This window comes from Stenotrophomonas maltophilia (assembly GCF_006974125.1).
Taxonomy (GTDB): domain Bacteria; phylum Pseudomonadota; class Gammaproteobacteria; order Xanthomonadales; family Xanthomonadaceae; genus Stenotrophomonas; species Stenotrophomonas maltophilia_O.
Genome location: NZ_CP037858.1, coordinates 349,262 through 374,811, shown reverse-complemented (window position 1 = coordinate 374,811; position 25,550 = coordinate 349,262). Strand labels below are relative to the sequence as shown.

The following is a 25,550-nucleotide window of genomic DNA, read 5'->3' as shown; positions in this document are numbered from 1 at the left end:
ACATCGATGGTCCGGATAATCCCGCATAATCCGCCAACATCATCCGGATAGCCGAACAATGGATCGCTTCACGGCCATGCGCGCCTTCGTCCGTATCGTCGAGCGCCGCAGCTTCACCCGTGCCTCCGAGGACCTGGGCCTGCCGCGGGCCACGGTGACCGACGCGATCAAGGCGCTGGAACAGCGGCTGGGCGTGCGCCTGCTGCACCGGACCACGCGGCTGGTGGTGCCCACCCTGGAAGGCGAGGCGTTCTATGGGCGTTGCCTGCGCCTGATCGCCGACATGGACGATGCCGAGGCCGCGTTCCGTGACGTGCCGCCACGCGGTCCGTTGCGCATTGAAGTGCATGGCACACTGGGCCGGCACCTGCTGTTTCCGCACCTGCCGGAGTTCCTGCAGCGCTACCCGGAGATCGAGCTGGACGTCAGCGAAGGCGACCGCTATGTCGACCTGCTGCGCGAAGGCGTGGATGCGGCGTTGCGGGTGGGGACGCTGGCCGACAGCGATCTGGCTGCGCGCCGGTTGGCGATGCTGCGCGAGGTCACGGTGGCCTCGCCGGGTTATGTGGAGGCGCATGGCCTGCCCGATACCATCGAATCGCTGGAGGAAGGCCACCAGATGGTCGGCTACCGCTCCGGCGCCACCGGCCAGCTGATTCCCCTGGAGTTCCAACAGGCTGGACAGGTGCGCTATGTGCCGCTGCCGGCGCGGGTGCGTGTTTCAGGCGCGGATGCGTTCCTTGGCGCCGCGCTGGCGGGCCTGGGCATCATCCAGGCGCCGCGCTACCGGATGGACCCCTATATCGCGCGCGGGCAGCTGGTCGAGCTGTTGCCTGAGGCGCCGCCGACGCCGAGCCCGTTGAGCCTGGTCTACCCTCGCAACCGCACGCCGTCGCCGCGGTTGCGGGTGTTCATCGACTGGGTGGCCGGGGTGTTCGACCAGACCGGGGTTGCCGGCCAGCGGCCGGCACTACCGGGCGGCTGAGCCCGGCAGCACCAGCTCGAACACGGTGCCGGTGTCATCCGACACAACACTCACGCTGCCGCCATGCGCCTGTGCAATCGCGCGGGCAATCGCCAGGCCCAGCCCGGCACCTTCGAGGCGGCCACGTTCGCCGCGGTAGAAGCGATCGAACAGGCGCGGCAGCGCTTCGGCGGCAATCGGCGTGCCAAGGTTGTGCACGCTGACCCTGCACACGCCATCGGCCTCGGCCAGCCGCACCCGCACCTCGCTACCGGCAGTGGCGTGCTTCAACGCGTTGGACAGCAGGTTGGCGATCGCCCGATGCAGCATCAAGCGGTTGCCCTCGACGCGTGCGGTGCCTTCGCGGCGCAGGGTCAACTGCCGGTCCTCGGCCAGCAGGTCGTAGAACTCGAGCAGCGAATCCACCACTCCCTCCAGCGCCACCGGCTCGCGCGATGGCAGCGCGCCCGGCGACTCGGCCTGCGCCAGGTACAGCAGGTCGCCCACGGTCTGCGCCAGCTGCTGCAGTTCCTCGGCACACGACGCCAGCGTCTCGCGGTAGGCCTCGTTGCTGCGCGGGTGCGCCAGCACCACCTGCACCTGGGTCAGCATGTTGGTGATCGGGGTGCGCAGCTCGTGGGCAAGGTCACCGGAGAACTCGGTCAGTCGCGCGAAATCCTGCTGCAGGCGCGCCAGCATGCCGTTGAGCGTCTGCGCCAGCTGCTCCAGTTCGGCCGGTGCAGCACGCGCGCTCAGACGTCGCTGCAACCGACCGGCGGTGATCTGCCGGGCCTCATCGGCCAGCGTGCGCAGCGGCCGCAGCGTGCGCCGCACCACATAGCCGCCGAGCAGGCTGCTGGCCACGGCGGCGCCGATGATGGCGATCGCCAGCAGGTGGCGGAAGCGCTGCAGGAAATCGGCATGGCGGTCGTCATCGATGGCCAGCAGGATGACCAGGTGGCTGCCGTCGGCCAGGGTCTGGCGCAGGTGCAGGGCATGCATGCAGCGGCCATCGGCGAGGATCCAGTCGTGTCGCCGTGGCGCGTCGTCGATGGGCTGGCTGCGTGCATGCTCGCGCAGCAGTGCCGGTGCGGTCGAGAACAGCACCGCGCCACGCCCTTCAACAATGTGGAAGGCGATATCCGGATGATGGCCCAGCGCCTCTGCCAACCGCTGCCCGCGTGCGGACGCAGGTCCGTTATCGGCCAGGTCACGGATCAACGCGACCTTGTTCTCCAGTTCGACGAAGTCCTGGGCGACAAGGTCGTGGCGGGCACTGACATAGATCGCTACGCCCAACGCGGCCAGCACCAGCGTGGCCACGATGGCGAACAGCAGCGTCAGCCGTACCGCGATGGAACGACGCAGGCTCATCCGCTGTGCGCTGCACCGTCGTCCGGCGCCTCCAGTACATAGCCCATGCCGCGCACGGTGACGATCAGCTTGGCATCGAAGTCGTCGTCGATCTTGGCGCGCAGGCGGCGGATCGCCACGTCGATCACATTGGTGTCGCTGTCGAAGTTCATGTCCCACACCTGCGAGGCGATCAACGAGCGCGGCAGCACTTCGCCGCGACGGCGCGCCAGCAGTTCCAGCAGGGTGTATTCCTTCTGGCTGAGGGGGATGCGCTGGCCGCCGCGTTCGACCCGGCGGCGCAGAGTGTCCACCACCAGGTCGGCGATGACGATGCGCTCGGTCTGTGGCAGCGCCTGGCCGCGACGCAGCAGGGTGCGCACGCGCGCCAGCAGCTCGGCGAAGGCGAACGGCTTGGCCAGGTAGTCGTCGGCACCCAGCTCAAGGCCCTGCACGCGGTCGGCGATGCTGCTGCGCGCGGTCAGGAACAGCACCGGCACCTGCCAGCCGGCCTCGCGCAGCCGCGACAGCACGTTCCAGCCATCCAGGCCGGGCAGCATCACGTCGAGGATGACCAGCTGGTACTCGCCGCTGCCGGCCAGGTGCAGCCCGTCGACACCGTTGCAGGCGAGATCGACCACGTAGCCGGCCTCGATCAGGCCCTGGCGCAGGTAGTTGCCGGTCTTGGGTTCGTCTTCGACGATCAGCAGTTTCATGATGCACCCATCATCGCAGCTTGCGCGTGGGCCGGCTGCGCAGGCTCATGTCAGCGGATCCAGCGTACCGAGCACGGCCACGCAGGCCAGCACCAGCACGGCCAGTACCGATTCGAAGGCCAGGCTGTGGCGCAGTGAGCGCAGCGGCCGTGGTTGCCAGCCGCCGCGGATGGAGCTGGCCAGCGCCGGTACCAGCCGCCAGCGATGCAGGGCGGCCAGCCCCAGCATGCCACCGACCAGGGCGAGTTTGAGCAGCAGCCAGCGTCCGTGCGCGGTGCCGATGAGGGTCTGCACGGAACCGCCAAGATCGACATAGGTGTAGGTCCCGGTCATCGTCAGGGTGGCGACGATGATCGTGCCGGGCAGGGCGAAGCCGTGGGCGGCCTGCCACAGCTCGTGGGTGCGCTCGCGCAGGCGCAGGCCCTGCGGTCGCGCCGCCAACTGCAGGATGGCGGCGATCGCGCCGACCCAGGCGCCGGCGGCCAGCAGGTGCACGATGCCGGCCACCAGCCGCAAGGTGCCACCGAAGCCATCCCCGGCGGCGGCATGGCCGTTCCAGGACAGGCTGGCCAGGGCGATGGCGGACAACGCGAGCAGCGCCAGGCGGCGCAGGCCCCGCAGCGGCGTAACGGATGCCAGCAGGGGCAGCATTGCCAGCACCGCCACGGTGCGCAGCAGGCCGGCCTTACCCACCGGCGTGCCGGTGAGGAACCAGTGCGCCGTTGCTGGGTCGATGTCGGCTGCCGGGATGCCAAGCACGCCGGACAACCGGTTCACGGCATCGATGACGATCAGGATGAGCGCAACCACGGCGAGCGTCAGCGAGATGCTGCGTGGCAGTCCGGGGCGGACGAACAGCAGCCGCCCGAACAGCAGCATCAGCACCAGGTACAGCGCCAGCCGCGACGCATACGGCGAGAGCTCGGCCATGGCGGCGGCCTTACTTCACGGTGAAGCGGTAGTTGCCGGTCATCGGATGACTGTCCTGGCCGACCGCGCGCCATTGCAGTGCGTAACTGCCGGCGGGCAGCGGCTTGGCGAAGCGCGCACGCAGCGTGTGACCATCTTCGGAGAGGTCCTGCGCGGCGGTGGGCACGGCCATCTTCATGCGGCCATGGTCCATGCTCAGTTCGATACGGGTGGCGCGCGGCATCACCTTCTCACTGAACTGCAGCGTGATCTCGGTCGCCGGAGCTATGGTGGCGTCGGCGGCCGGCGTCGAACGCACCAGGCTGGGATGGGCCAGGGCCAGCGGCGCAACCGCGAGGCCGGACAGGAGAAGAGCAAGGGAAGCGGAGCGGAGCAGGGAACGGGTCATGCGCGGGACACCTGTAGAAGACGTGGCCCACAGGGTGGAGGGCAGCGCCTTTCGCTGCCCTGACCCGAACATTACCGATCTGTAATGTTCCGTCCACTCACCGGTGGTGCCGGCCGCTGGCCGGCATCACAGTGCTGCCAACGGCCCCTGCATGCGATGGAAACTGCCATCGGTGGCGGTGAACCAGGCCAGCGAACGCCCGCCGACGAAGTCATCGACATGCACGACCGTTGCGCCATCGGCTTCCTGCCACGAAATGGCATAGACCCCTTCGCTGATCTGCTGCCACTCGCAGGCGGCTTCGCCCTGCGCACCGGCATAGGCGCCGGAGACGATGGCGTACTGCACATGGCGGCCATCGGCGCTGTAGACGTTGTCGGCGGCCAGGTCGTCATAGCTGACGCGGAAGCGGCGGCCAGCGAACAACGGCAAGGCGGGGGCAGTGTTCATCGGATCGCCACCGGGTTGATGTTGACCTGGGTCGAGCCGACGTACAGCGGCTGGCCGAGCACGAACAGGAATTCCCAGGCCTTGTCGCGCACCAGGGCACGGCTGTCGATCAGCTCCAGGTTGTAGATGCCGCGCTTGGCCAGCATGTACTGGTTGATCGGGAACTCCTCGGCACCGTTCGGATTCGGGTAGACCTCCGAGGCCCAGGTGTCGCCACCGAAGGCGACGATGCCCTGGTCGGCCAGCCACTTCGCGGCCTCCATGCCGATACCCGGCTCCACTTCCAAGAACTGCGTGTTGTCCTTGCCGATCAGTTCCAGCCAACCGGTGTTGAACAGCACCACGTCGCCCTTGCGCAGGCTCAGGCCCTGCTTCTTCAGCACGGCCTGGATGTCGGCCACGGTGAACTCGGTGCCGCCGGGCACGATCGCCTTGCCGTAGTACGCGGTCATGTCCAGCACGACGCCGCGGGTAACCATCGGCGGCACCTTCTCGACGCCGAGCTTGCGTACGCCGTCCACGGTGACGAAGTCGGCGGCCTTGTTGCCGTTGTAGTAGACGTTGTCGATGCCGATATGGCCGATGCCGTTGAGCTGGGTGCCAACGCCGGTCCAGGCGTTCACCAGTTCATCGTTGAAGGTGAACGTGTTGGGGCCCAGCGACTTGCCGGCCTGCTGGCCGACCTGCACGTTGTACAGGCGGAAGCTGCGGTGACGGAACGCGGGCAGGTTCTTGTCCACCGGCACCGCCAGCGGATAGGTCTTGCCGGTCCTGACCAGCGATACCGCGTGCTTGACCACGTCCGCGGTGAGCAGGTTGGCCGCGCCGATCTCGTCGTTGGCACCGTAGGCAGCGGGATACCAGTCCTCGGCGGTGGCCTGGAAGGACAGCGGCAGGGTGGCCAGCGCAAGCGCGGCCAGGGTCTTCATTTTCATGGCAAAGCTCCGGTAACTGTCAGGCCGTCGCGGGGGCGGCAATCGGGGCATGCGACGCGGCGGCGCCGGCATGGGCCGGGAAGTGCGGCAGCACGTACTCGGCGATTTCGTGGAAGGTTTCGGCCAGCGACCGTTCGTTGCGGCGGAACTGCAGGCCGATGTGGTCGACACCGGCCGCCTGCATGGCGTGCAGCTCGGCGAGCAGGGCGTTGCGGCCGCCGCGCAGGCCGAAGCGCCAGCGCTGCAGGGGGGCATCGGCATCGGCCACCAGGTCCAGGTGGATGAAGCTGGCATACGGCTTGTTGCCGGCCACGGCGCGCCAGGCCGCCACGCGTTGTACATGGTCCTGCGGCGTGCCCGGGTAGGCCAGGCAGCCATCCATGTGCTGGCCGATCCATGCCGGTTGCTGCTGGGCCAGGCCGGCCACGAACAGCGGCAAGGCCGGGCCATCCGCGGGCAGCACGTCCAACCCCTGCGGCAGGTGCGCGGTGGCGCCTTCGCGCAGCAATGCGATCTGCTCGCGGAAACGGCTGCCACGGCTGTCGAAGTCGCGGCCGAACAGCGGGTATTCCACCGGGCGGTCGCCACTGGCTACGCCCAGCAACAGGCGGTCGCCGCTGAGGTGCTGCACGCTGCGCGCCGACTTCAGCGTCAGCAACGGCTCACGGATCGGCAGCACCACCGCACCGGTGCCCAGCAGGATGTCCTCGGTGATGCCGGCCAGGTAGCCGAGGTAACTGAATACCTCGAACACCTGCGCCGCATCGCCGAAGGCCGGGTCGTACACCGGCACGTCGCGTACCCACAGCGCACGGAAGCCGAGGCGGTCGGCCAACCGTGCCAGTTCTGCATGGCGCTGCAGGTCCGGTTCGCCGGGCAGGCGTCGCGCGGCGCGTGGTGCCTGTTCGCCCAGCGGCGTCCAGTCATTGTCCAGCGGTGCTTCGATGCCGATGCTGAAACCACCGGCGTGCAGCCGCGCCAACGCATTGCCCATGGCGAGGCTCCTCAGTCCCAGGCCGGGGCCAGGCCCGGCGGATCGACTTCGCGGCCGTTGCGGTCAAGCGCAGCGATCGCGGCCATGTCATCGGCATCCAGGTGCAGGTCCTGGGCGAGCAGGTTGCTGGCCAGGTTCTCGCGCTTGGTCGAGGACGGGATGACCGAGTAACCCAGTTGCAGTGCCCACGCCAGCGCGACCTGGGCCACGGTGGCCTGGTGCTTGTCGGCGATGGCGGCCAGCACCGGATCCTTCAGCACCTTGCCGTAGGCCAGGGTCATGTAGGAGGTGACGGTGATGCCCTGGTCCTGCAGGAAGGCGGTCAGTGCCGGGTTCTGCAGGTAGGGGCTCAGTTCGATCTGGTTGGTGACGATCTCGCCGGCGCCGACCACCTCCATGGCCTGCCGGGTCAGCTCGATGTTGAAGTTGGACACACCGATCTGGCGGGTCAGGCCCAGCGTCTTGGCTTCGGCCAGCGCGGTCATGTACTCGCGCAGTTCAATGCCATTGCCCGGCGCCGGCCAGTGGATCAGCAGCAGGTCGACGTAGTCGGTGCGCAGTTTGGCCAGGCTGTCGCGCAGGCTCGGGATCAGTTTGTCGGCAGCGTAGTTGTCCACCCAGATCTTGGTGGTCAGGAACAGCTGGTCGCGCGGGACGCCGGATTCGGCGATGGCCTGGCCGACTTCGGCTTCGTTGCCATAGATCTGCGCGGTATCGACTGCACGGTAGCCAACCTCGAGGGCGTTGCGCACCGAGTCGATGACGGTCTGGCCGGTCAGGCGGAAGGTGCCGACGCCAAAGGAAGGAACGCTCATGATGGACTCCAGGGACTTCGTTGAGAGCCGGTGGGCTCGGGACAGGGCGAAGTGTGGGCGCTTTACATTTGTTGATTAAGCCGTGTATACGGGAAACGCTTTTGCGCCGAGGTAAAAAATGAAAACCACCCTGGATGAGCTGAAGGCCTTCGTGGCCGTGGTCGACAGTGGTTCGATCACGGCGGCGGCCGAGGCGCTGGATCTGACCATCTCGGCCACCAGCCGCACCCTGGCGCGGCTGGAGGACAAGCTGCAGACCACGCTGCTGCGGCGGACCACGCGGCGGCTGGAGCTGACCGAGGAAGGCGCGGCGTTCCTGGAGTACGCGCGCACGATCCTGGCCACGGTGGACGAGGCCGAAGAACAGATGGCCGCGCGGCGGCTGCAGCCGGTCGGGCGCCTGCGCGTGGATGCGGCCACGCCATTCATGCTGCACGTGATCGTGCCGCTGCTTGAGGGGTTCCGTGAGCGCTACCCGCAGGTGGAGCTGGAGCTGAATTCCAATGAAGGCATCACCGACCTGATCGAGAAGCGCACCGACGTAGCATTCCGCATCGGTGTGCTGCGCGATTCGACCCTGCATGCGCGACCGATCGGCCACAGCCGTATCCGCGTGGTAGCCAGCCCCGAGTATCTGCGCCGGCATGGCACGCCGACTCGGGTGGAGCAGCTGCGCGAGCATGACCTGCTGGGCTTCACCCAGCCCAGTTCGTTGAACGAATGGCCGCTGCACGATACCGATGGCGGGCCTTTCGTGATCGAGCCGGCCATCGCTTCATCCAGTGGCGAGACACTGCGGCAGATGGCGGTGGCCGGGCTGGGCATCGCCTGCCTGTCTGATTTCCTGACCCGCCAGGACCGGCGTGACGGCCATCTGGTGCAGCTGTTCGCCAGGCAGACGCAGGAGGTGCGGCAGCCGATCAACGCGGTGTACTACCGCAACACCGCGCTGGCCGCGCGCATCACCTGTTTCGTCGACCACGTGACGCAGACGCTGGGGCAGCGACCGTTCGACGAATAGAGATCGGTAGAGCCGGCCGATGGCCGGCTTTGCCCATCTGCGGGATCACCGGAGCTGCCGGCCAGCGGCCGGCACTACCACTGGCTGCGTTGAACGTTTCAGTAGATCCACGCCATGCGTGGATGGCGCGTGCCAACCGCCCCGCGGCAGGTGTTACCGGGTGCGCAGCGCGCGCCGGTTGCCGATGTGCGCGCATGCCAGCAGCACGCCACCACTGGCTGTCGCCACGCCATGCCAGAGCAGCGATTCCTTCAGCGGCAGATACAGCGAGGCCGACAGCAGCAGGATGGCGCCGGCGCAGGCCAGCTGCACAGGCCGCCAGCGCCCATGCCGGTGCACCCCGGCCGAGGTACTCGCCAGGGCCAGCGACGAGGCCAGCAGCGCGAACAGCCACTCCCAGCGCGACATCATCAGCAGCACCGTCATCGCGCCATGGCCGGGGTGCTGGAACGAGCGCAGCGCCATCATCGCTGCCGGCACGAAGGCCAGCAGCAGGGGCAGGGCGATGCAATGGACGGCGCAGGCGAGGGACAGCCAGGCACCGGCAAGATCGAAGCGGGGGTGCCAGCGTGCCGAAGTTGGCGGCTGGGCCAGGGCCCTTGCGGGCGTCGTGGGGATGTGGTCCATAATGTTACATAGTAACAATTGGAGCCTCCCCCATGAAGCTTTCTGCTGCTCTTTTCCTGCTGCTGGCTGCCAGCGCCGCGCAGGCCCATGACATCCGCCAGCACGCACCGCACGTGCACGGCCAGGCGACCGTCGATGTTGCGCTTGACCAGCAAACGCTGGAATTCGCCCTTCAGGCCCCCGGCATCGGCATCCTCGATTACGAGCGACCGCCGGCCAATGCAGCCGAGCAGGCCGCGCTGGCACGGGCTACCACAGTGCTGAAGGGCGGCAGCTGGGTCACCTTGCCCACCGCTGCAGACTGCCGTCTGGCCATCAGTAAAGCCGATGCAGAGGGCTTCGACGCCACAGCCGCCGCGCCGCCGCCGGGACAGCACCGGCACGCAGGTTTCAGCGCAACGCTGCAGTACCACTGTGCCAAACCGGTCGAGCTGCGCGCCATTGTCGTACGCCTGCCCGTGCTGTTCCCGGGCCTGCACGAAGTCATCGTCAACAGTGCAACCGCCAATGGCCAGAACCGCAGTGTGCTGACGCCCGACAACCTGCGCGTGGTGCTGGCACCGTGAGCGCGGCACCGGTGATCGCCCTGGAAGACGTGCAGTTCGGCTACGGCATGCAGCTGGTGCTGGACATCCCGCGGTTGTGGATCGAGCAGGGCAGCAGCGTGCTGCTGCGCGGAATCAGTGGTGGCGGCAAAAGTACCTTGCTGGGCCTGCTGGCGGGCGTACTGCTGCCCGGCAAGGGCCGTGTCGAGGTGGCCGGCCAGGCGCTGCAGGACATGGGAGGCGCGGCGCGGGATCGTTTCCGTGCCGACCAGCTGGGCGTGATTTTCCAGCAGTTCAATCTGCTGCCGTTCCTCAGCGTGCGCGACAACATTGCGCTGGGCCTGCGCTTCTCGCGCCTGCGCAGCGCGCGCATCAGTGGGCCGTTGGATGCCGAGATCGCCCGCCTGCTGCAGGCCCTGCAGCTCAACCCTGAGCTTATGCAGCGGCCCGCGGGTGCGCTCAGTGTTGGCCAGCAACAACGCGTGGCTGCAGCACGCGCCCTGATCGGTCGTCCGGCATTGCTGCTGGCCGATGAGCCCACCTCCGCGCTCGACCGCGAAGCGGCAACCGCCTTCCTGAAGCTGATGTCCGCGCAGTGCGAGGCGGCCGGCACCACGGTGCTGGTGGTCAGCCATGACGACAGCCTGCAGCCCTTGTTCGACCGCACCATTTCACTGTCCGAGATCAACCAGGCAGGTGCCGGCCATGCTTGAGCTTGCCTGGGCCAGCCTGCGCAGCCGTGCGTTGAGTGTCGGCCTGACCGTGCTGGTCATCACTCTCAGCGTGGTGCTGCTGCTGGGCGTCGAGCGTGTACGCACGCAGGCCCACGAGGGGTTCGCCAGCACCGTATCGGGCACCGACCTGATCGTCGGCGCGCGCTCGGGGCCGGTGAACCTGCTGCTGTACTCGGTGTTCCATATCGGCGACCCGACCAACAACGTGTCCTGGCAGTCCTACCAGGAGCTGTCCGCATTGCCGCAGGTGAAGTGGTCGGTGCCACTGTCGCTGGGCGATTCCTGGCGCGGCTACCGTGTAGTGGGTACCACGGGCGGCTACTTTGAACACTATCGCTATGGTTCCGGCCACGAGCTGGCCTTTGCACAGGGGCGGCCCTTTGATGATCTGTACGACGCGGTAATCGGCGCGGAGGTAGCGCGCGCGCAGAAGGTCGGCCTCGGCGATGAGATCGTGCTGGCGCACGGCACCGGCGCGGTCACCCTGGCCACGCATGCCGACAAGCCGTTCCGTGTTGCCGGCATCCTGCAGCGCACCGGCACGCCGGTGGATTCGTCGCTGCTGGTCTCGCTGCCAGCCATCGAGGCGATCCATGTCGACTGGCGATCGGGCGTGCAGCTGCGCAGCCAGAGCGTCAGCGCCGAGCAGGCGCGCCACCTGGACCTGACCCCGACCAGCATCACCGCCTTCATGCTCGGCCTGAACTCGCGCATCGCCACGTTCTCGGTACAGCGCAGGATCAACGAGTATCCGGACGAGGCGATGCTGGCGATCCTGCCCGGCGTGACCCTGCAGCAACTGTGGCAGTCGCTGGGCACCGCCGAGCACGCCCTGCAGCTGATCAGCGCGATGGTGGTGCTGCTGGGCATGGTGTCGCTGGTGGCGTTGCTGGTCTCGACCCTGCAGGAGCGGCGGCGCGAGATGGCCATCCTGCGTGCCACCGGCGCGCGACCGGGTTACATCGCTGGCCTGCTGGTGGTGGAGGCGGTGGCGACCAGTGCCGTGGCCTGCGTGTTGGCCCTGTCGCTGCTGGTGGTCGCCAGCATTGCCGGGCGCGGCTGGGTGCTGGCCACCTTCGGGCTGTCGATCACCCATGTCTGGCCGGATGGCCGCGAGCTGGCGTGGGTGGCAGGCGTGCTGCTGATCAGCGCCGTGGCCGGGCTGGTGCCGGCATGGCTGGCCTACCGGCGAACGCTGGCCGATGGCCTGTCGCCCGGAGGCTGAGCATGCGCTGGATGCTGTCGCTGCCGATGGTGCTTGCCCTGGTTGCCTGCGAGCGGCCGGTGGACACCGGCGTGCAGGCCTTGCCGCCCGCGCCGGTGGTCGACCGTGATGACCCGGCAATTGCTGCGGAGCAGGAGCTGGATTGGCTGCAGATGATGCCGAGGGACGAGCTGGCCGCGCTGGAGCGGGGCGAGGGCCCGGAAGTCGAGCACAACGGCAACCGGCGCATGCCGCAGTTCGGCACCTTCCGCACCGTGGACACGGTACTGCAGCGGCCGGTGCGCCTGCCGGGCTACGTGGTACCACTGGCCAACGCGCAGGACGGGCGGTTGACCGAGTTCCTGTTCGTGCCGTACTACGGCGCCTGCATCCACGTGCCACCACCGCCGCCGAACCAGATCGTGCACGTGGTGCTGCCGCGCCCGATCGAGATGCCGGACATGTATTCGCCGTTCTTCCTGGCCGGCACCCTGCGGGCCGAACGCTTGGACGACGATCTGGCCGGTTCGGCCTACACCATGCGTGACGCACAGCTGAGGCCCTATGAACCGTAGTCACCTGTTACTGGCGTTGGGATGCCTGTGGTTGGCGGGCTGTACGGCGCCGGGCGGCGATGCGGTGGTGGTAACGCCGCAGGACAAACCGGCGTCCTCTGCCACGGCCGAAGCCGCCATTGATCGCTGGGACGCCTTGCGGCCGGACGAAGTGACCTACCAGCGTCCACCTCCGCAGATCGGGTTGTCACGCAATGGCATGGACGGCGTGGGTGGCCTGATCGACGACACCGGCTCGGGCACGCCACCGGGGTTGGAGATCGACCATTCCAGCCCGGACCGCGCCAAGCAGTTCGGCTCTTCGCGCGTGGTCGATGCTGTCGATGGTCGCGCGGTGGATCTGGATGGCTACGTGGTGCCGCTCGGTACCAACGATGCAGGATTGGTGGATGAACTGCTGTTCGTGCCGTTCTACGGCGCCTGCATCCATGTGCCACCACCGCCGCCAAACCAGATCATCCACGTGACCCTGGCCACGCCGATCGCGCTGGGCGATCTGTGGGATCCGTACCGGCTTGCCGGCCGTCTGCAGGTGAAACGCTTCGATGCAGATATCGCCAGCGCGTCCTACGATGCCGCGGCAGCCACGCTGACGGCGATCCGCAACTGATGCGCAGGCGATGGATCATGGCTGCCGGCGTGCTGCTGGGCGCGGTGGTACTGCTGGTGTGGTGGCAGCGGCAGCGCGCACCGATCGCGCCGCCGGCGGTCGCGTTTCCGGCACCGGCGTCCGATGCCAGCCAGCGTATCGAACAGCGCCTGGGTGACGACCACGCGTTCCGCAACGATGTGCTGCTCCTGCTCGCAGCAACATTGCGCGACCGTTGCCAGCCGGCGCAGGCGGGACTGCTGGCGCGCATGGCCAATCGTGCGTCGCTGCCGGTGCTGGCGGCGGTCAGCGCGGTGACCCAGCAGGATCCTTCGCTGGACCGGCCGATCTATCAGTACATCCAGCACCGCGCCGATGCGACGTCGTGCGGGCAGCCGCTGCAGATGCCGTTGGCCGGTGGAGGCAGCATGGCGGTGGACATCGAGCAGTACGCGCGCACCTTCCCCGACAGCTATTTCGACCCGCAACGCAGCAGTGAACCGCGGGATTTCGGCGGACTGTCGTTGCAGCAGCGCGCCGGCAACGCCTGCAACAGCGTGGTGTATTCGGTGCTGCCGTTGGGCGGCACCGATTGGCGGTGCAGCAGCCTGCGCGCGAACGCCCGGGCGCGGGTGCGCGGCCTGTGCGAGGACGAACTGCGGCGCCAGCATGGGGCAACGGGCGGGGAGCTGGACATGGCCGTGGGGCAGGGCATGCAGGCGGCGGTGGTGTCGGCGATTGCCGCGCTGCCGGAAGACTGCCGGTAGGCGTTCAACAGTAGAGCCAGGCCATGCCTGGCTGGCGGTTCAGCCGAGCAAGGCAGCCTCTACAAAAGCTGAACCGGCTGGCTCCGACGGCCATAACTATACAGGACATCCTGTATAGTTATGGCCGTACTCCATCCCCCATCAGGTTCTCCCATGGCTTTGTCCCAGCCCTTGGCCGGTGCTCCGGCCCTGTCGCGTGCCCGTCGCTGGGCACTGTTGTTCACCGTCGCCGCTGGCCTGCTGCTGGTCACGCTCGACAACTCCGTGCTCTACACCGCACTGCCCACCCTGACCGAGGAACTCTCGGCCAGTGCCGGCCAGGCGCTGTGGATCATCAACGCGTATCCGCTGGTGATGGCCGGCCTGCTGCTGGGTGCGGGCACGCTGGGCGACCGCATCGGCCACCGCCGCATGTTCCTGATCGGCCTGGTGGTGTTCGGCGTCGCCTCGCTGGCAGCGGCGTTCGCCGACACCGCAGCGCAGCTGATTGCCGCACGCGCGTTCCTGGCGATCGGTGCCGCAGCGATGATGCCGGCCACGCTGGCGCTGATCGGCCTGAGCTTCCACGAAGAGCGCGAACGCAACATCGCCATCGCGATCTGGGGTTCGGTGGCCATCGTCGGTGCGGCGCTCGGCCCGATCATTGGCGGCTGGCTGCTGCAGCACTTCTGGTGGGGCTCGGTGTTCCTGATCAACGTGCCGGTGGTGGTGGTCGCCTTCGTGGCCACGCTGCTGCTGGCGCCGGAAGGCCAGCGCGACACCTCGCGGCCGTGGGACCTGGTGTCTTCAGTTCTGGCATTGGCTGCACTGTCCGGCCTGGTGCTGGCGATCAAGTCGTTGATCGCTACGCCGCCGTCGTATGCGCTGGGCGCAGGCGCGCTGCTGCTGGCCGTCGTCAGCGGTGCGGCGTTCGCACGCCGCCAGCAGCAGCTGCCGTACCCGCTGCTGGATTTCGCGATCTTCCGCAATCCGGCGTTCCTGGCCGGCACGCTGTCGGCAGTATTCACCCTGTTCGCGATGGCCGGCCTGCAGCTGGTCACCACCCAGCGCTTCCAGCTGGTGGCAGGTTTCACGCCGCTGCAGGCGGGCCTGCTGGTCTCGGTGGCGGCACTGAGCAGCCTGCCCAGCGCGCTGCTGGGCGGCAGCATCCTGCACCGGGTGGGCCTGCGCCCGCTGATCTGCGGTGGCCTGGCCGCAGGCGCGCTGGGTGTCGGCGTGGTGGCGTTCGGCTTCCCGCACGGCCTGGGCTGGGTGGTCGCCGGCATGGCCATCACCGGCTTCGGCATGGGTTCGGCCATCTCGGTGGCGTCCACTGCCATCCTCAACAACGTGCCGGCGCACCGTGCGGGCATGGCCTCGTCGGTGGAAGAAGTGTCCTATGAGTTCGGCGGCCTGCTGGCGGTGGCGATGCTGGGCAGCCTGAGCGCCGCGATGTACAGCGCGTTCCTGCCGGTCTCGGCCGACATGCCCGCGCTTGCCCGCGAGGGTTTCACCCAGGCGCTGCATGCCGCGCGCGAGAGCGGGCAGGGTGAGTGGTTCGCACTGGCCGCGGCCGCGTATGACCGTGGCTACCAGATCGTGCTGCTGGTGATCACCGCAGTGCTGGCGATGGGCGCGACGATCCTGGCGCGCCTGCTGCGTGGCCGCGTTGGCAGCCGCGAGGGCGCGGCCGATCGCGTAACATGAAGCGATGAGAACCAGCAAGCGCGACCGCATCCTCGACGCCGCCGTCAACGTGATCAATCGTGACGGCGTGCGTGCGGTGACCTTCGAGTCGGTGGCGGCCGAGGCCAAGCTGACCCGCGGCGGCCTGCTGTACCACTTTCCGTCGCGCGAAGCGCTGCTGCGCGGCATCGACGAGCACCTGGTGCAGGCCTGGGAAACGTCGATGGAAACGCTGCTGGGCAAGCGCGCGGACGAAGCGACGGCACTGGAGCGCTACCAGACCTTCGTGCGTGTCTCGGCGCAGAGTGCCACCCGTGCCGAGCTGATGTTCATGCTCGAGTCGGCCGACCCGGACGCCGATGAGCGCCCGTGGGGGCCGGCCGTACGTCGCTGGGCACCGCTGCCGCCGGAGGCGGGTGCAGCGGAAGACAGCGCCGCGCTCGACAATTTCGTGGCGCGGCTGGCCGCCGATGGCCTGTGGATCTACGAAGCGATGTACGAAGGCCAGCTGGATGAAGGCGTGCGCGCCCGTGTGGCCGAGCGCATCGCCGGGTTGTTGGCGAAGCCTGACGGAACGTCCAGTTGAGCGGCCAGCCGGCGCGCAGACATCGGCCGTGGTAGAGCCGACCGCTGGTCGGCTGCCCTTCGGTCAGACAACGAAACCCCCGCGCTTCGCGCGATAGTCGACCAGCGGTCGACTCTACCCCTCACCTATTTACCCAGCCTGCGCTGCGCTCGCGGCCAACCACGCCCTCGGCGATGCCCCCAACCGCTTGCGGAACGCCTTCGACAGCGAGGCGGTATCGGCAAACCCCACCTCGATCGCCACCTGCTTGACCGCCACGCCGGCCCGCAGCTGCGCGCAGGCCAGGCTCAGCCGCCAGTCCAGCAGATAAGCGGCCGGCGTCGCCTGCATCACCTCCTTGAACACTGCCGCGAACGCGCTGCGCGACATGCCGGCAGTCGCAGCCATGCGCGGCAGCGTCCATTCGTCCTGTGGCGCCTGGTGCATCGCCACCAGCGTACGGGCCAGCCGCGCATCGGACAGCCCCCGCATCAACCCATGGCTGACGCCGGCCGCATCCGGGTGATCGACCACCCAGCGCAGGATCTGGATCAGCGCCACCTCGAACAGCCGGTTGGTCAGCAGCCGTGACCCGCAGCGCTGGCGATCGGCCTCGGCAAACAGCAGGTGCAGGGTGTCATCCAGTTCGCCGATCGCTGCCAGCGGCACCACCATCACTGGCGGCAGCGACTGCACGATCGGATTGCGCGCGCCGCCATCGAAGTCCAGCGTGGCGCAGGTGAAATCCGGGCCATCCAGCGGTGCGTTGAAGAACACATGGTGCAGCGGCTGCGGATACAGCAGCAGGCTGGGTGTGTCGATCTTCAACCGGGGCAGCGCAATATCACCCCCGGGATGACGGACCTCCATTTCACCCTGGCGCAGGATGTGCAGGAACGCACGACCGGGCTGCGGTTCGAAGACGTGGCGCCCGCACAGCGGACCGCTGTGAAACAGCGCGGCCTGCACCCGGAAGCGTTCCAGCAGGGAGGAGAGGCGGTCGGGTGCGGAGGTGTCGGCGGGCATGTTCGTGGACGAATGGACAATATGTTCGGCTGATTGCGTGTGATGCGTCCGGAGAGTCTACCTAGGATGAGCGGGTCGTCCAATCCCGGGCGCTTTCCCAAGGAGATCCACCATGTCCCGTGTCCCCCTGATCGATGCCACCAACACCACCGCCGACCGCCAGGCTCTGCTGGGCCAGGTCCACGCCGCCTTTGGCGCCACCCCCGCCATGTTCCGTGCCGTGGCCAACTCGCCGGCCGCCCTGCAGAGCATGTGGGGTTCGTTCGGCGCGCTGGGCGGCGGTCGCCTGTCGCCGCTGCTGGGCGAGCAGATCGCCGTGGCCATCGCCAACCGCAATGCCTGCGAATACTGCCTGGCCGCGCACACCGCGTTGGGCCGCAAGGCCGGTGCCAGCAGCGAGCAGATGGCTGCCGCGCAGATCGGCCAGTCCAGCGATCCGGCCACCTCGGCGGCATTGGACTTCGCGCTGAAGGTGGTCGAACAGCGTGCGCAGGTCGCCGACGGCGATGTGCAAGCGCTGCGTGCGGCCGGCTTCGATGATGAGCAGATCGTCGAGATCCTCGCCCACGTGGCGCTCAACCTGTTCACCAACTACGTCAACGTAGCGTTTGACGTGCCGGTGGACTTCCCGAAGGTCGCGCTGCGCTGAGATGCGGCCTGGCCCGGGTGGCAGTGGCCGCCCGGGCCGGTCTGAATGGAGCCGACCGGGTAGACTCGACTGTCAGTCATCCATCGCGCGCAGCGTGGGGTTCTCGGGGGGCTGAACGAAGAGCAGTCGACTGACAGTCGACTCTACGTGTCGTCCGCCTGCAGCCGCTCGGGATGGGTATACACATTGAACCCGCTCTCCCGCGCGAACCCGACCAGGCACAGGCCTGCACTGCGGGCCAGGTCGATAGCCAGCGCGGTCGGTGCCGAGACAGCAGCCAGCACGCTGACCCCGGCCCGCACGGCCTTGCTGACCATTTCGTAGCTGGCGCGGCTGGAAATCACCAGTAGCCCACCCTCGATCGTGTGTTCATTGTGATGCAGGGCGCCGATCAGCTTGTCCAGCGCGTTGTGGCGGCCGACGTCTTCGCGCACCCAGCCGATGCGACCGCTGGCGTCGGCCCAGGCCGCGGCATGGGTCGAACCACTCACCGCGTTCATCGGCTGATGCTGCGCCAGCGTGGCCAGCGCCCGTTGCAGCGCCGCCGGCGGATAGGTCCGCCGTTCGCGCACCTCGGGCAGCGGTCGCAGTACTTCCTCCAGCTGCCGCGTGCCACACAGGCCGCAGCCACCGCGGCCGGGCAGCAGGCGCCCATTGGCCGGATCCAGGTCGGCGCCGGGCGCGTCGTCGGTCACCGTCATCTGCAGTTCGATGCCCTCCAGCTGCGGGCGGATGTCGATCGACAGCAACTGCGAGGGCGTAGCGATCAGTCCCTCGCTGAGTGAAAAGCCCAGCGCAAAGTCCTCCAGGTCGCAGGGCGTGGCCATCATCACTGCGAAGGCGGCGCCGTTGTAGCGCAGCGCCACCGGCACTTCCTCGGCCACCACGTCGACCTGCGGCTGTTGCCCCTCGCTGCGCCAGCGCTGCAACGGGCGCTGGGCCGTGCCGGCAGGCGGGGTGTGCGGTGGGGTCGAATCAGGCATGCAGCGCGTCCGGACAAGAGAGATACGCAGGTGGTGGACCACCCACGGCATCGAGAATAGCGCAGTGGCCATGCGCTGACGCAGGTGTAACCGTTGTCATGGCAGGCTGCGCTGAAAACAGCGTGCACCCACTGGCGAAGCCACGCAGGCCGTGTTTGACTGTGGGGCTGGCCGTGCGATTGAAAGCGCCGCCGGACCGCGTTGTGCCCATTGTTGCCGCGTTCCTCCCGCCAGGTTCCCGAACATGTCCGAGCAGAAGCCGCCGCGTTACAAGCCCTACAACCAGCCCGCCGGTGGCTGGGGTGCCGCCGGCGCCACGGCCAGGGTGCTGCTGCAGCAGAGCGTGATCGGCAAGGGGTCGAAGGCATTGCTGGCGATGAACCAGCCCGGCGGCTTCAAGTGCCCCAGCTGCGCGTTCCCCGACGCCGACGAACGCAGGAAGCTGGAGTTCTGCGAGAACGGCGCGAAGGCACTGGCCTGGGAAGCCACGCAGTTCCGTGCCGGTCGTGAGCTGTTCGCCCAGCACACCGTGACCGAACTGATGGCGCAGACCGATTACTGGCTGGAGATGCAGGGCCGGCTGACCGAGCCGATGCGCTACGACGCGGCGACTGACCACTATGTGCCGTGCAGCTGGGACGATGCCTTCGCGCTGATCGGCCGCCATCTGCAGGCGCTGGACAGCCCGCACCGGGCCGAGTTCTACACGTCCGGCCGCACGCCCAACGAAGCCGCGTTCCTGTATTCGATCTTCGTGCGCGAGTTCGGCACCAACAACTTCCCGGACTGCTCGAACATGTGCCATGAGCCGACCAGTCGTGGCCTGCCACCGGCCATCGGGGTGGGCAAGGGCACCATCGTGCTGCAGGATTTCGAGCACGCCGAGGCGATCTTCGTGATCGGCCAGAACACCGGCACCAACTCGCCACGGATGATGAGCAACCTGGTCGAGGCGCGTAAACGCGGCATTCCCATCGTGGCCGTCAATCCGATGCCCGAGCGTGCGCTGATCCGCTTTGCCGAACCGCAGGACATGGTGCAGATGGCCACGTTTGGTTCGACCGAAATCACCAGTGAGTTCGTGCACATCCGTATCGGCGGCGACCTGGCCCTGATCAAGGGCATGATGAAGGTGATGTTCGAGCGCGAGGCGCAGGGTGAGCGCGTGCTCGACCATGCGTTCCTGTCAGAACACACGGTGGGCCTGGAGGCGCTGCGCGACGACGTGATGGCGCAGGACTGGGAACAGATCGTGCAGGTGTCCGGCATTTCGCAGGTGCAGATCCGTCGCTGTGCGGAGATCTACCTCCGCTCCAATGCCACCGTGATCTGCTACGGCATGGGGCTGACCCAGCATCAGTACGGCTCACGCCTGCTGCAGCAGGTCGCCAACCTGCTGTTGCTCCGTGGCAACTTCGGCAAGCCCGGTGCTGGCATCGGGCCGATCCGTGGCCATTCCAATGTGCAGGGTGACCGCACCGTCGGCATCGACGAGAAGCCCAAGCCGGCCTACCTGGACCGCGTGCAGCAGGTGTTCGGTTTCGATCCGCCGCGCGAGCACGGCCATCACGTGGTCGAGTCGATCGAGGCGATGCTGGACGGCAGCGCCAAGGTGTTCATCGGCCTGGGCGGCAACTTCATCCATGCGGTGCCCGATACGCCGCGCGCGTACGAGGCAATGCGTGGTCTGGACCTGACCGTGGGCATCGCCACCAAGCTCAACCGCGGTCATCTGGTTCATGGCCGCGATGCGCTGATCCTGCCGGTGGTGGCGCGCTCGGAGCGCATCATTACGCCGGCCGGCGAGCAGTTCGTCACCATCGAAGACGCGATGTCCAATGTGACCGCCTCACGCGGCGTGCTCGAGCCGGTCAGTGCCGATGTGTTGCCCGAGGTCGAGATCGTCTGCCGCATGGCGATGGCCGCGTTGCCACGCAGCAAGGTCGACTGGGCAGGCTGCATGCACGACTACGCACCCATCCGTGAACTGATCGCGGCCGTGTACCCGGAGATCTACACCGGTTTCAACGAGCGCATCCAGCAGCCGCATGGTTTTCATCTGGACATCCCGCCGCGCCGCCGCGTCTGGCCCACACCAAACGGCAAGGCCAACATCCTGGTGATGCCTGGCCTGGACGTGGACGATCCCGTGCATGATCCGGACATGCTGCGGTTGGCCACGGTGCGCTCGCATGACCAGTACAACACCACCATTTACAGCTACAACGACCGCTATCGCGGCGTGTACAACGATCGCATGGTGCTGTTCATGAACATCGAGGACCGGCTGGCGCGCGGGCTGGACAAGGAAGCGCTGGTCAGCCTGGAGACGATCAGCGGCGATGGCGTGCAGCGGCGCATCGAAGGCCTGACCGTGCTGGACTACCCGATGCCGCGCGGCGCGCTGGCCGGCTACTACCCCGAACTGAACCCGTTGCTGCCGCTGGACTATTACGACCGCATCAGCGGCACGCCCGCCGCCAAGTCGATCCCGGTGCGGATGAGTGCGATGGCGACGGCGACTGCGTGACGCGCGCATCGGCTATCATCGGCGGGTGAACCTGCCTGGCCTGCTGCTGCGATGGATGTTGCTTGTCGCCCTGGTGCTGAATGCACCAGCGCTGGCACTCGCGGCGTCTTCGTACAGCGGTCCAGCCAGCCAGGACCATTGCGCTGCGCCGCACTCGGCCGCGATGGCTGTGGCGGGCTGCTGCGATGATGCGGTCCCGGCAGCCTGCCAGAGCGGTGAGTGCGAATGCCCACCGGCCTGCCTGGGCATGCTGGCGACATTGAACGGAATGCCGGCCTCGCCATGGCGCGAGGCGCCCGTTCCGGCCAGTACCCAGCAACGCGCTCCGCCGCCGATGCCGGACCCGATGCGGCCCCCGATCGTGTGATTTCCTGCAGGCCTCACGCGCCTGCCGTAGCTGCTCGCCTTCTTCTCGACTCTGCCCGCGCCTTCGATGCGCGGGCGGCGGGCTACGTTCCCCGCCTCTGCAAAGGAATCACTCAATGAACCGTACTCTCTCCCTCGGCCTGCTGCTGGGCACCGTGCTGGCCACCACCGCCTGCGCTCGTGCCGCCGAAGAATCCTCTGCGGCGCCGGTCGCCAGCGAGGCACCGGCCCAGGCCCAGGCCAGCCCGGCCAAGGTCGACCCGGCCTTGCCGGTGGCCATCGTGCACAAGACCGCCAGCTGCGGTTGCTGCGGCATCTGGGTCGACCACCTGAAGGCCGCCGGCTTCCAGGTCGATGTGCGCGACACCGATGACATGAACCCGATCAAGGTCCGCCTGGGTGTACCGGTCGGCAAGGCGTCCTGCCATACCGCCGAGATCGGCGGTTATGTGGTCGAGGGCCATATTCCGGCTGAGGACATCAAGCGCCTGCTGGCCGAACGACCGGCGGCGCGCGGGCTGGTGCTGCCCGGCATGCCGGCCGGTTCGCCGGGAATGGAAATGCCTGACGGCTACGTGCAGCCGTATACCGTCGAGCTGGTGCGCACCGACGGCAGCACCGAGCCGTTTGCCCAGCACGGGCAGGGTGGCTGATAGGCGGTGGGTGCCGGTCGGTCTGACCGGCACCTTTCCACGCGGCCGACTTGCTCTTTGTAGAGAATCAGCGGGCCCCGGCCGTTTCCTTGGCCAGCTGCGCGTCGAACTTCTTCTCGGCCGCATCCGCGTAGGCGTTGCAGGTCAGTGCCTTGGCGCTGGCCTTGCTGCCGGCGGCATAGTTCCAGTTGCTGGCGCCTGGATGCGGGGTCAGCAGCAGATCGCACGGCAGCGCCCGCACCGTTGCGAAGCTGCGCTTGTAGTCCTCGATCAGGCGCGGATAACGGGGATTGCCCTTCAGCTGGTAACCCGGTGCACTCAGGCTGTCGGCGTAGGCGATGCGCACCGGCTTGCCATCGCGGGTGTCGGTCCAGGTCCAGGCGGTGCTGCCCGGGGTATGCCCTGGCATGAAGTGCGCGGTGAATGTGATGCCGCCCACCGTGACCGCTTCGCCATCCATGATGATGCGGTCGACGTTGGTGGGCGGATAGGTGATGCCGTCGCCAAAGTGCAGGTCATCGCTGCCGCCGCGTGCCAGCAGTACCGCCGATTCGGCGTTGGCCGCCACATGCGCGCCGGTGCGACGCTTGAGCTCGGCGACCGGGCCGGCGTGGTCGGCATGCGCATGGCTGAGCAGGATCAATCGCAGGTCCTGCGGAGCCACGCCGCGCAACGTCATGTTGTCCAGCAGGTGACCGGCCATCTGTGGCATGCCGCCATCCAGCAATACAGCCCCCGCGGCGGTCTGCACCAGCAGCGCAGTCAGGTCCTCGGTGCCGATCTGCCAGGTGTGGTCGGCGATCTGTAGTGGTGCCATCGGCTGCAGCCAGGATGCATCCACGGTATAGGCGCGCAGTTGTGGCAGCGGTGCCTCGGCGGCGCTGGCGTGGGCGGCCGGAAGAGCGACGGCCAGGGCGAAGGCGAGCAGGGTAGAACGCATGATTCACGTCCGCTTGAAGGAGGCCCAGAAACTAGCATGGGCCTCCTTCATCGCGTCTCGCATAGATTTCATGGCTCCCATAAGGACGCCATGGATCAGTACCGGTACTGCCACCCCAGCGTCAGCACCCGGCCGCGGCCGGAGAAATAGCTCGGGTTCGACGGCGTGGTCTGCGAGTAGTAGCTGATGTACTGCTTGTCTGCCAGGTTCTGCACGCCCAGCGTGAAGGCATGCTTGTCCAGCGTGTAGCGCGCGACCAGATCCACGGTGGTGTAACCCTTGAACTCGGCCACCTGCACGCCACGCAGGTCGAAGTCGCGGTCGAACGCATGGCTGGCCTGCAGGCGGGTGCTCAGCTGTGGCGTCCAGCTCTGTTCCCAGAACGCGGTCAGCCGGTTCGGTGCGATGTTCACACCAGCCAGGTCGCTGTCGAGGCGACCGTCGACGTCGGCGTCGTAGCGGCCATTGGCGCGTGCATAGCCCAGGCCGAGGCGGCTGTCGCCCAACCGCAGGCGCAGGTTGCTTTCAAAGCCTTCCACACGGGTGGCCTGGCGCTGCACCGCATAGGCATCGATGCCTGGATCGTAGATCAGTACCGAGCCGAGCTTGGATTCGGAGGTGTAGTAGGCAATGTCACCGCTGAAGCGGCCATCGTCGTACTCCAGGCCGATCTCGCGGTTGTCCGACACCACCGGTGACAGGTCGATGAGGCTGTCCACGCGTTGTCCGTCGCGGTTGATCGCACGCAGCACGCGGCCGACGTCGGCCACGGTGTAGCCTTCCGAGTACGAGGCATAGGCGTTCAGGCGATCGTTGATGTACCAGACCGCGCCGAAGTTGGGCAGGGTCTCGCTCATCGTCGGTTTGCCACCGGCCACCTTGCGTGCGCCGTAACGGGGCAGGGTGGTGTAGTCACCCACTTCCAGCTCGCCCTTTTCGTAACGCAGGCCGCCGGACAGCATCAGGTGATCGGTCGGCCACCAGTGCAGCTGCAGCAGCGGTGACAGGCTCTGGTAGGTGGTCTGCGGCACCCAGTTCATGCCACTGGCCAGCAGCACCTGGTGGGTGCGGTCGCGCAGGCCGTCCAGGCCCAGGGTCACGTCCAGCGTGGTATCGGCGATGCGGGCCCAGCTCTGGGTCAGCTTGAAGCCGCGCTTGTCCGATTCGTTCTGGGTCTGGTCCCAGGCGGCATTGGCGCCGGTGTTGCCCCACGGGTCCCACTGGCTGGCACCGTAGCGTCCTTCGAAATCCACCGCGAAGGCCTGCGCCTGGAAACGGCCGCCGAGCAGGTCGGCGCTGTAGTCCACGGTCAGCGAACGCGAGCGGTTCATCGGCGGATCGAGCGGCGTATCGCCGGGGACCGAAATGGTCGGGCGACCGGTCCGGTAGTCACCATTGATGGCCAGGTAGTTGTCCAGCCCGCGCAGTTCGTAGCGGTTGGCCATCACCTGCAGGCGGTGGCCCTCGGCAATGTTCCAGCCCAGCTTGGCGAACACGTTCGATGAGGTCGAGTCCATCAGCTCGCCCTGCGCATTGGTGCCGATCGATCGGCCCTCGCCGTCGTGGTACAGGCCCTGCTTCTCATAGGCCAGGCCGGCGACCAGGTCGAACTGCTCGCCGCGCACGCCCACCAGGGCGGAGCCGCGCTGGCCGTTGTCATCGTGGCGGCTGGGCAGGGCAGCGCTGTAGCTGACATTGGTATCGAGCAGGAACGCGCCCGGCTCGCTGGGTGCATTGCGGGTGATGATGTTGACGATGCCGCCGGTACCGCCGATGCCCTGCAGCGCGTTGGCGCCGTGGATGACCTCGATGCGTTCGATCATCGCCGGGTCGATGGTGTGCGAATCACGCGAGCCATCGCGCAGCGGCGTCGACTGCGGCACGCCGTCGACCATGTACAGGATGCCGCGGCCGCGCATGGTTTCGCCATAGTTCGACATCTTCTCGCGCGCCGGGGCGAACGCCGGGATCTGTGACGACAGCACCCGCGACACATCCGAACCCAGCGCCAGCTGCTGGGCGATGTCCTCGCGGGTCAGCACCGTGATGGTGTTGGGCATGGCGGTCTCGCCCTGCGGCATGCGTGCGGTCGAGGCCGACACAGTGACGCGGGCCAGCGACGTCGTCGTGGCGGATGACGGCGCCGATGATGCAGCCCGGGCCGGAGTGCGCGGCTTCGCCGGCGCTGGCGCGGCATTCACCACGAACACACCCGGCGAACGTTCCTGCATCGCCAGGCCTTGCCCGGCCAGCAGCCGCTGCAGGGCCTCACGCGGGGTGTAGCGGCCATCAACTGCCGGTGCGCTGCGGCCACTCACACTGTCGGCGGCGAACAACAGCTGGATGCCACTCTGGCGCGCCAGCGCATTGAGCGACGCATGCAGCGGGCCGGCGGGCAGGTGAAGCTCGACGGGCGCGGATGCAGCGCTCTGCGCCATGGCGGGCAGGGCCGCGCACAGGCAGGCGGCGAGCAGGGCAGGGGCCAACCGACGCAGGGCGGCAGGCGGAACAGGGCGGGTCATGCAAGGGTCCTTCGGAAGGGTTCAAGCACCTGCCGGATGGGACG

Annotated in this window: 26 protein-coding genes; 13 read left to right on the top strand and 13 right to left on the bottom strand. The window is 67.7% G+C overall.

What is annotated here, in order from left to right:
* Window positions 1-58: 58 nt before the first annotated feature.
* Complete coding sequence (locus EZ304_RS01765; RefSeq protein WP_142806084.1) at window positions 59-985, top strand: LysR family transcriptional regulator; 927 nt, start codon at window positions 59-61, stop codon at window positions 983-985.
* On the opposite strand, the gene EZ304_RS01760 is transcribed toward EZ304_RS01765, so the two are convergent.
* The 8 genes from EZ304_RS01760 to dkgB all read right to left on the bottom strand — a co-directional run bounded on the left by EZ304_RS01760 (window position 971) and on the right by dkgB (window position 7,545).
* Complete coding sequence (locus EZ304_RS01760; RefSeq protein ID WP_142806083.1) at window positions 971-2,338, bottom strand: heavy metal sensor histidine kinase; 1,368 nt, start codon at window positions 2,336-2,338, stop codon at window positions 971-973. The two genes, EZ304_RS01765 and EZ304_RS01760, sit on opposite strands and share 15 nt — an antisense overlap.
* Window positions 2,335-3,033: a heavy metal response regulator transcription factor gene (locus tag EZ304_RS01755; protein ID WP_099550955.1), complete on the bottom strand. Its 699-nt coding sequence runs from the start codon at window positions 3,031-3,033 to the stop codon at window positions 2,335-2,337. The genes EZ304_RS01760 and EZ304_RS01755 overlap by 4 nt, the downstream gene beginning before the upstream one ends.
* A 45-nt stretch (window positions 3,034-3,078) precedes the next feature.
* Window positions 3,079-3,963: a copper homeostasis membrane protein CopD gene (gene copD, locus EZ304_RS01750; RefSeq protein WP_142806082.1), complete on the bottom strand. Its 885-nt coding sequence runs from the start codon at window positions 3,961-3,963 to the stop codon at window positions 3,079-3,081.
* Between the two features lie 10 nt (window positions 3,964-3,973).
* Window positions 3,974-4,351, bottom strand: a complete 378-nt coding sequence (copC, locus tag EZ304_RS01745; protein WP_099550953.1) for a copper homeostasis periplasmic binding protein CopC — start codon at window positions 4,349-4,351, stop codon at window positions 3,974-3,976.
* A 126-nt stretch (window positions 4,352-4,477) separates the two neighbouring features.
* Window positions 4,478-4,801, bottom strand: coding sequence for a MoaF-related domain-containing protein (locus tag EZ304_RS01740; RefSeq protein WP_142806081.1), 324 nt, complete (start codon window positions 4,799-4,801; stop codon window positions 4,478-4,480).
* A complete protein-coding gene (locus EZ304_RS01735) occupies window positions 4,798-5,736 on the bottom strand; it encodes a cyclase family protein (protein WP_142806080.1) in 939 nt (312 codons plus the stop codon). Before EZ304_RS01735 ends, EZ304_RS01740 begins: the two co-directional genes overlap by 4 nt.
* A 19-nt stretch (window positions 5,737-5,755) precedes the next feature.
* Window positions 5,756-6,730, bottom strand: coding sequence for a TIGR03571 family LLM class oxidoreductase (locus EZ304_RS01730; RefSeq protein WP_142806079.1), 975 nt, complete (start codon window positions 6,728-6,730; stop codon window positions 5,756-5,758).
* 11 nt (window positions 6,731-6,741) lie between these two features.
* Window positions 6,742-7,545: a 2,5-didehydrogluconate reductase DkgB gene (gene dkgB, locus EZ304_RS01725; protein ID WP_142806078.1), complete on the bottom strand. Its 804-nt coding sequence runs from the start codon at window positions 7,543-7,545 to the stop codon at window positions 6,742-6,744.
* A 118-nt stretch (window positions 7,546-7,663) separates the two neighbouring features.
* On the opposite strand from dkgB, the gene EZ304_RS01720 reads away from it, so the two are divergent.
* Window positions 7,664-8,566, top strand: coding sequence for a LysR family transcriptional regulator (locus EZ304_RS01720; protein ID WP_142806077.1), 903 nt, complete (start codon window positions 7,664-7,666; stop codon window positions 8,564-8,566).
* 153 nt (window positions 8,567-8,719) lie between these two features.
* Here the strand turns inward: EZ304_RS01720 and EZ304_RS01715 are convergent, their stop codons facing one another.
* A complete protein-coding gene (locus EZ304_RS01715; protein ID WP_142806076.1) occupies window positions 8,720-9,193 on the bottom strand; it encodes a MerC domain-containing protein in 474 nt (157 codons plus the stop codon).
* Window positions 9,194-9,225: 32 nt separating this feature from the next.
* Between EZ304_RS01715 and EZ304_RS01710 the strand changes: the two genes are divergently transcribed.
* The 8 genes from EZ304_RS01710 to EZ304_RS01675 all read left to right on the top strand — a co-directional run bounded on the left by EZ304_RS01710 (window position 9,226) and on the right by EZ304_RS01675 (window position 15,858).
* A complete protein-coding gene (locus EZ304_RS01710) occupies window positions 9,226-9,759 on the top strand; it encodes a ZrgA family zinc uptake protein (RefSeq protein ID WP_142806075.1) in 534 nt (177 codons plus the stop codon).
* Window positions 9,756-10,451 (top strand): ATP-binding cassette domain-containing protein, encoded by a 696-nt coding sequence (locus tag EZ304_RS01705; protein ID WP_142806074.1) that lies wholly within the window; start codon window positions 9,756-9,758, stop codon window positions 10,449-10,451. Before EZ304_RS01710 ends, EZ304_RS01705 begins: the two co-directional genes overlap by 4 nt.
* Window positions 10,444-11,697 (top strand): ABC transporter permease, encoded by a 1,254-nt coding sequence (locus tag EZ304_RS01700; protein ID WP_142806073.1) that lies wholly within the window; start codon window positions 10,444-10,446, stop codon window positions 11,695-11,697. The genes EZ304_RS01705 and EZ304_RS01700 overlap by 8 nt, the downstream gene beginning before the upstream one ends.
* Before the next feature lie 2 nt (window positions 11,698-11,699).
* On the top strand, window positions 11,700-12,251 hold the full coding sequence (locus EZ304_RS01695) for a DUF3299 domain-containing protein (RefSeq protein ID WP_142806072.1): 552 nt from the start codon (window positions 11,700-11,702) through the stop codon (window positions 12,249-12,251).
* The gene (locus EZ304_RS01690) at window positions 12,241-12,861 is read left to right on the top strand and encodes a DUF3299 domain-containing protein (protein WP_099550943.1); all 621 of its coding nucleotides are present in this window, start codon (window positions 12,241-12,243) and stop codon (window positions 12,859-12,861) included. Before EZ304_RS01695 ends, EZ304_RS01690 begins: the two co-directional genes overlap by 11 nt.
* Complete coding sequence (locus EZ304_RS01685) at window positions 12,861-13,607, top strand: hypothetical protein (RefSeq protein ID WP_142806071.1); 747 nt, start codon at window positions 12,861-12,863, stop codon at window positions 13,605-13,607. Before EZ304_RS01690 ends, EZ304_RS01685 begins: the two co-directional genes overlap by 1 nt.
* 153 nt (window positions 13,608-13,760) lie before the next feature.
* Window positions 13,761-15,293 carry an MFS transporter gene (locus tag EZ304_RS01680; protein WP_142806070.1) on the top strand — a complete coding sequence of 511 codons (1,533 nt, stop codon included), beginning with the start codon at window positions 13,761-13,763 and terminating at the stop codon, window positions 15,291-15,293.
* 4 nt (window positions 15,294-15,297) lie between these two features.
* Window positions 15,298-15,858: a TetR/AcrR family transcriptional regulator gene (locus tag EZ304_RS01675; RefSeq protein WP_099550940.1), complete on the top strand. Its 561-nt coding sequence runs from the start codon at window positions 15,298-15,300 to the stop codon at window positions 15,856-15,858.
* A 129-nt stretch (window positions 15,859-15,987) separates the two neighbouring features.
* Here EZ304_RS01675 and EZ304_RS01670 read toward each other — a convergent pair whose 3' ends face one another.
* A complete protein-coding gene (locus EZ304_RS01670) occupies window positions 15,988-16,863 on the bottom strand; it encodes an AraC family transcriptional regulator (RefSeq protein ID WP_142806069.1) in 876 nt (291 codons plus the stop codon).
* Window positions 16,864-16,975: 112 nt separating this feature from the next.
* Here EZ304_RS01670 and EZ304_RS01665 point away from each other — a divergent pair, with 112 nt between their 5' ends.
* The gene (locus EZ304_RS01665) at window positions 16,976-17,512 is read left to right on the top strand and encodes a carboxymuconolactone decarboxylase family protein (RefSeq protein ID WP_142806068.1); all 537 of its coding nucleotides are present in this window, start codon (window positions 16,976-16,978) and stop codon (window positions 17,510-17,512) included.
* Between the two features lie 143 nt (window positions 17,513-17,655).
* On the opposite strand, the gene fdhD is transcribed toward EZ304_RS01665, so the two are convergent.
* Window positions 17,656-18,495, bottom strand: coding sequence for a formate dehydrogenase accessory sulfurtransferase FdhD (gene fdhD, locus EZ304_RS01660; protein ID WP_142806067.1), 840 nt, complete (start codon window positions 18,493-18,495; stop codon window positions 17,656-17,658).
* Window positions 18,496-18,739: 244 nt separating this feature from the next.
* Here fdhD and EZ304_RS01655 point away from each other — a divergent pair, with 244 nt between their 5' ends.
* Complete coding sequence (locus EZ304_RS01655) at window positions 18,740-21,025, top strand: FdhF/YdeP family oxidoreductase (protein ID WP_142806066.1); 2,286 nt, start codon at window positions 18,740-18,742, stop codon at window positions 21,023-21,025.
* Between the two features lie 482 nt (window positions 21,026-21,507).
* Window positions 21,508-22,044, top strand: coding sequence for a DUF411 domain-containing protein (locus tag EZ304_RS01645; RefSeq protein ID WP_099550934.1), 537 nt, complete (start codon window positions 21,508-21,510; stop codon window positions 22,042-22,044).
* A 67-nt stretch (window positions 22,045-22,111) separates the two neighbouring features.
* On the opposite strand, the gene blaL1 is transcribed toward EZ304_RS01645, so the two are convergent.
* Together blaL1 and EZ304_RS01635 are read right to left on the bottom strand one after the other, a co-directional pair.
* Window positions 22,112-22,984, bottom strand: coding sequence for a L1 family subclass B3 metallo-beta-lactamase (gene blaL1, locus EZ304_RS01640; RefSeq protein WP_142806064.1), 873 nt, complete (start codon window positions 22,982-22,984; stop codon window positions 22,112-22,114).
* A gap of 95 nt (window positions 22,985-23,079) precedes the next feature.
* Entirely contained in the window at window positions 23,080-25,506 is a 2,427-nt protein-coding gene (locus tag EZ304_RS01635) for a TonB-dependent receptor domain-containing protein (RefSeq protein WP_142806063.1), read from the bottom strand.
* Window positions 25,507-25,550 lie beyond the last annotated feature (44 nt).

Coding starts and splice junctions, on each gene's coding strand:
- EZ304_RS01690 (WP_099550943.1), top strand. CDS start 12,241: ATGAACCGTAGTCACCTGTTACTGGCGTTGGGATGCCTGTGGTTGGCG.
- EZ304_RS01735 (WP_142806080.1), bottom strand. CDS start 5,736: ATGAAAATGAAGACCCTGGCCGCGCTTGCGCTGGCCACCCTGCCGCTG.
- EZ304_RS01715 (WP_142806076.1), bottom strand. CDS start 9,193: ATGGACCACATCCCCACGACGCCCGCAAGGGCCCTGGCCCAGCCGCCA.
- EZ304_RS01645 (WP_099550934.1), top strand. CDS start 21,508: ATGAACCGTACTCTCTCCCTCGGCCTGCTGCTGGGCACCGTGCTGGCC.
- EZ304_RS01680 (WP_142806070.1), top strand. CDS start 13,761: ATGGCTTTGTCCCAGCCCTTGGCCGGTGCTCCGGCCCTGTCGCGTGCC.
- EZ304_RS01635 (WP_142806063.1), bottom strand. CDS start 25,506: ATGACCCGCCCTGTTCCGCCTGCCGCCCTGCGTCGGTTGGCCCCTGCC.
- copC (WP_099550953.1), bottom strand. CDS start 4,351: ATGACCCGTTCCCTGCTCCGCTCCGCTTCCCTTGCTCTTCTCCTGTCC.
- EZ304_RS01665 (WP_142806068.1), top strand. CDS start 16,976: ATGTCCCGTGTCCCCCTGATCGATGCCACCAACACCACCGCCGACCGC.
- EZ304_RS01700 (WP_142806073.1), top strand. CDS start 10,444: ATGCTTGAGCTTGCCTGGGCCAGCCTGCGCAGCCGTGCGTTGAGTGTC.
- EZ304_RS01655 (WP_142806066.1), top strand. CDS start 18,740: ATGTCCGAGCAGAAGCCGCCGCGTTACAAGCCCTACAACCAGCCCGCC.
- EZ304_RS01675 (WP_099550940.1), top strand. CDS start 15,298: ATGAGAACCAGCAAGCGCGACCGCATCCTCGACGCCGCCGTCAACGTG.
- dkgB (WP_142806078.1), bottom strand. CDS start 7,545: ATGAGCGTTCCTTCCTTTGGCGTCGGCACCTTCCGCCTGACCGGCCAG.
- EZ304_RS01755 (WP_099550955.1), bottom strand. CDS start 3,033: ATGAAACTGCTGATCGTCGAAGACGAACCCAAGACCGGCAACTACCTG.
- EZ304_RS01730 (WP_142806079.1), bottom strand. CDS start 6,730: ATGGGCAATGCGTTGGCGCGGCTGCACGCCGGTGGTTTCAGCATCGGC.
- EZ304_RS01695 (WP_142806072.1), top strand. CDS start 11,700: ATGCGCTGGATGCTGTCGCTGCCGATGGTGCTTGCCCTGGTTGCCTGC.
- EZ304_RS01685 (WP_142806071.1), top strand. CDS start 12,861: ATGCGCAGGCGATGGATCATGGCTGCCGGCGTGCTGCTGGGCGCGGTG.
- EZ304_RS01765 (WP_142806084.1), top strand. CDS start 59: ATGGATCGCTTCACGGCCATGCGCGCCTTCGTCCGTATCGTCGAGCGC.
- EZ304_RS01670 (WP_142806069.1), bottom strand. CDS start 16,863: ATGCCCGCCGACACCTCCGCACCCGACCGCCTCTCCTCCCTGCTGGAA.
- EZ304_RS01740 (WP_142806081.1), bottom strand. CDS start 4,801: ATGAACACTGCCCCCGCCTTGCCGTTGTTCGCTGGCCGCCGCTTCCGC.
- fdhD (WP_142806067.1), bottom strand. CDS start 18,495: ATGCCTGATTCGACCCCACCGCACACCCCGCCTGCCGGCACGGCCCAG.
- EZ304_RS01760 (WP_142806083.1), bottom strand. CDS start 2,338: ATGAGCCTGCGTCGTTCCATCGCGGTACGGCTGACGCTGCTGTTCGCC.
- EZ304_RS01720 (WP_142806077.1), top strand. CDS start 7,664: ATGAAAACCACCCTGGATGAGCTGAAGGCCTTCGTGGCCGTGGTCGAC.
- blaL1 (WP_142806064.1), bottom strand. CDS start 22,984: ATGCGTTCTACCCTGCTCGCCTTCGCCCTGGCCGTCGCTCTTCCGGCC.
- copD (WP_142806082.1), bottom strand. CDS start 3,963: ATGGCCGAGCTCTCGCCGTATGCGTCGCGGCTGGCGCTGTACCTGGTG.
- EZ304_RS01710 (WP_142806075.1), top strand. CDS start 9,226: ATGAAGCTTTCTGCTGCTCTTTTCCTGCTGCTGGCTGCCAGCGCCGCG.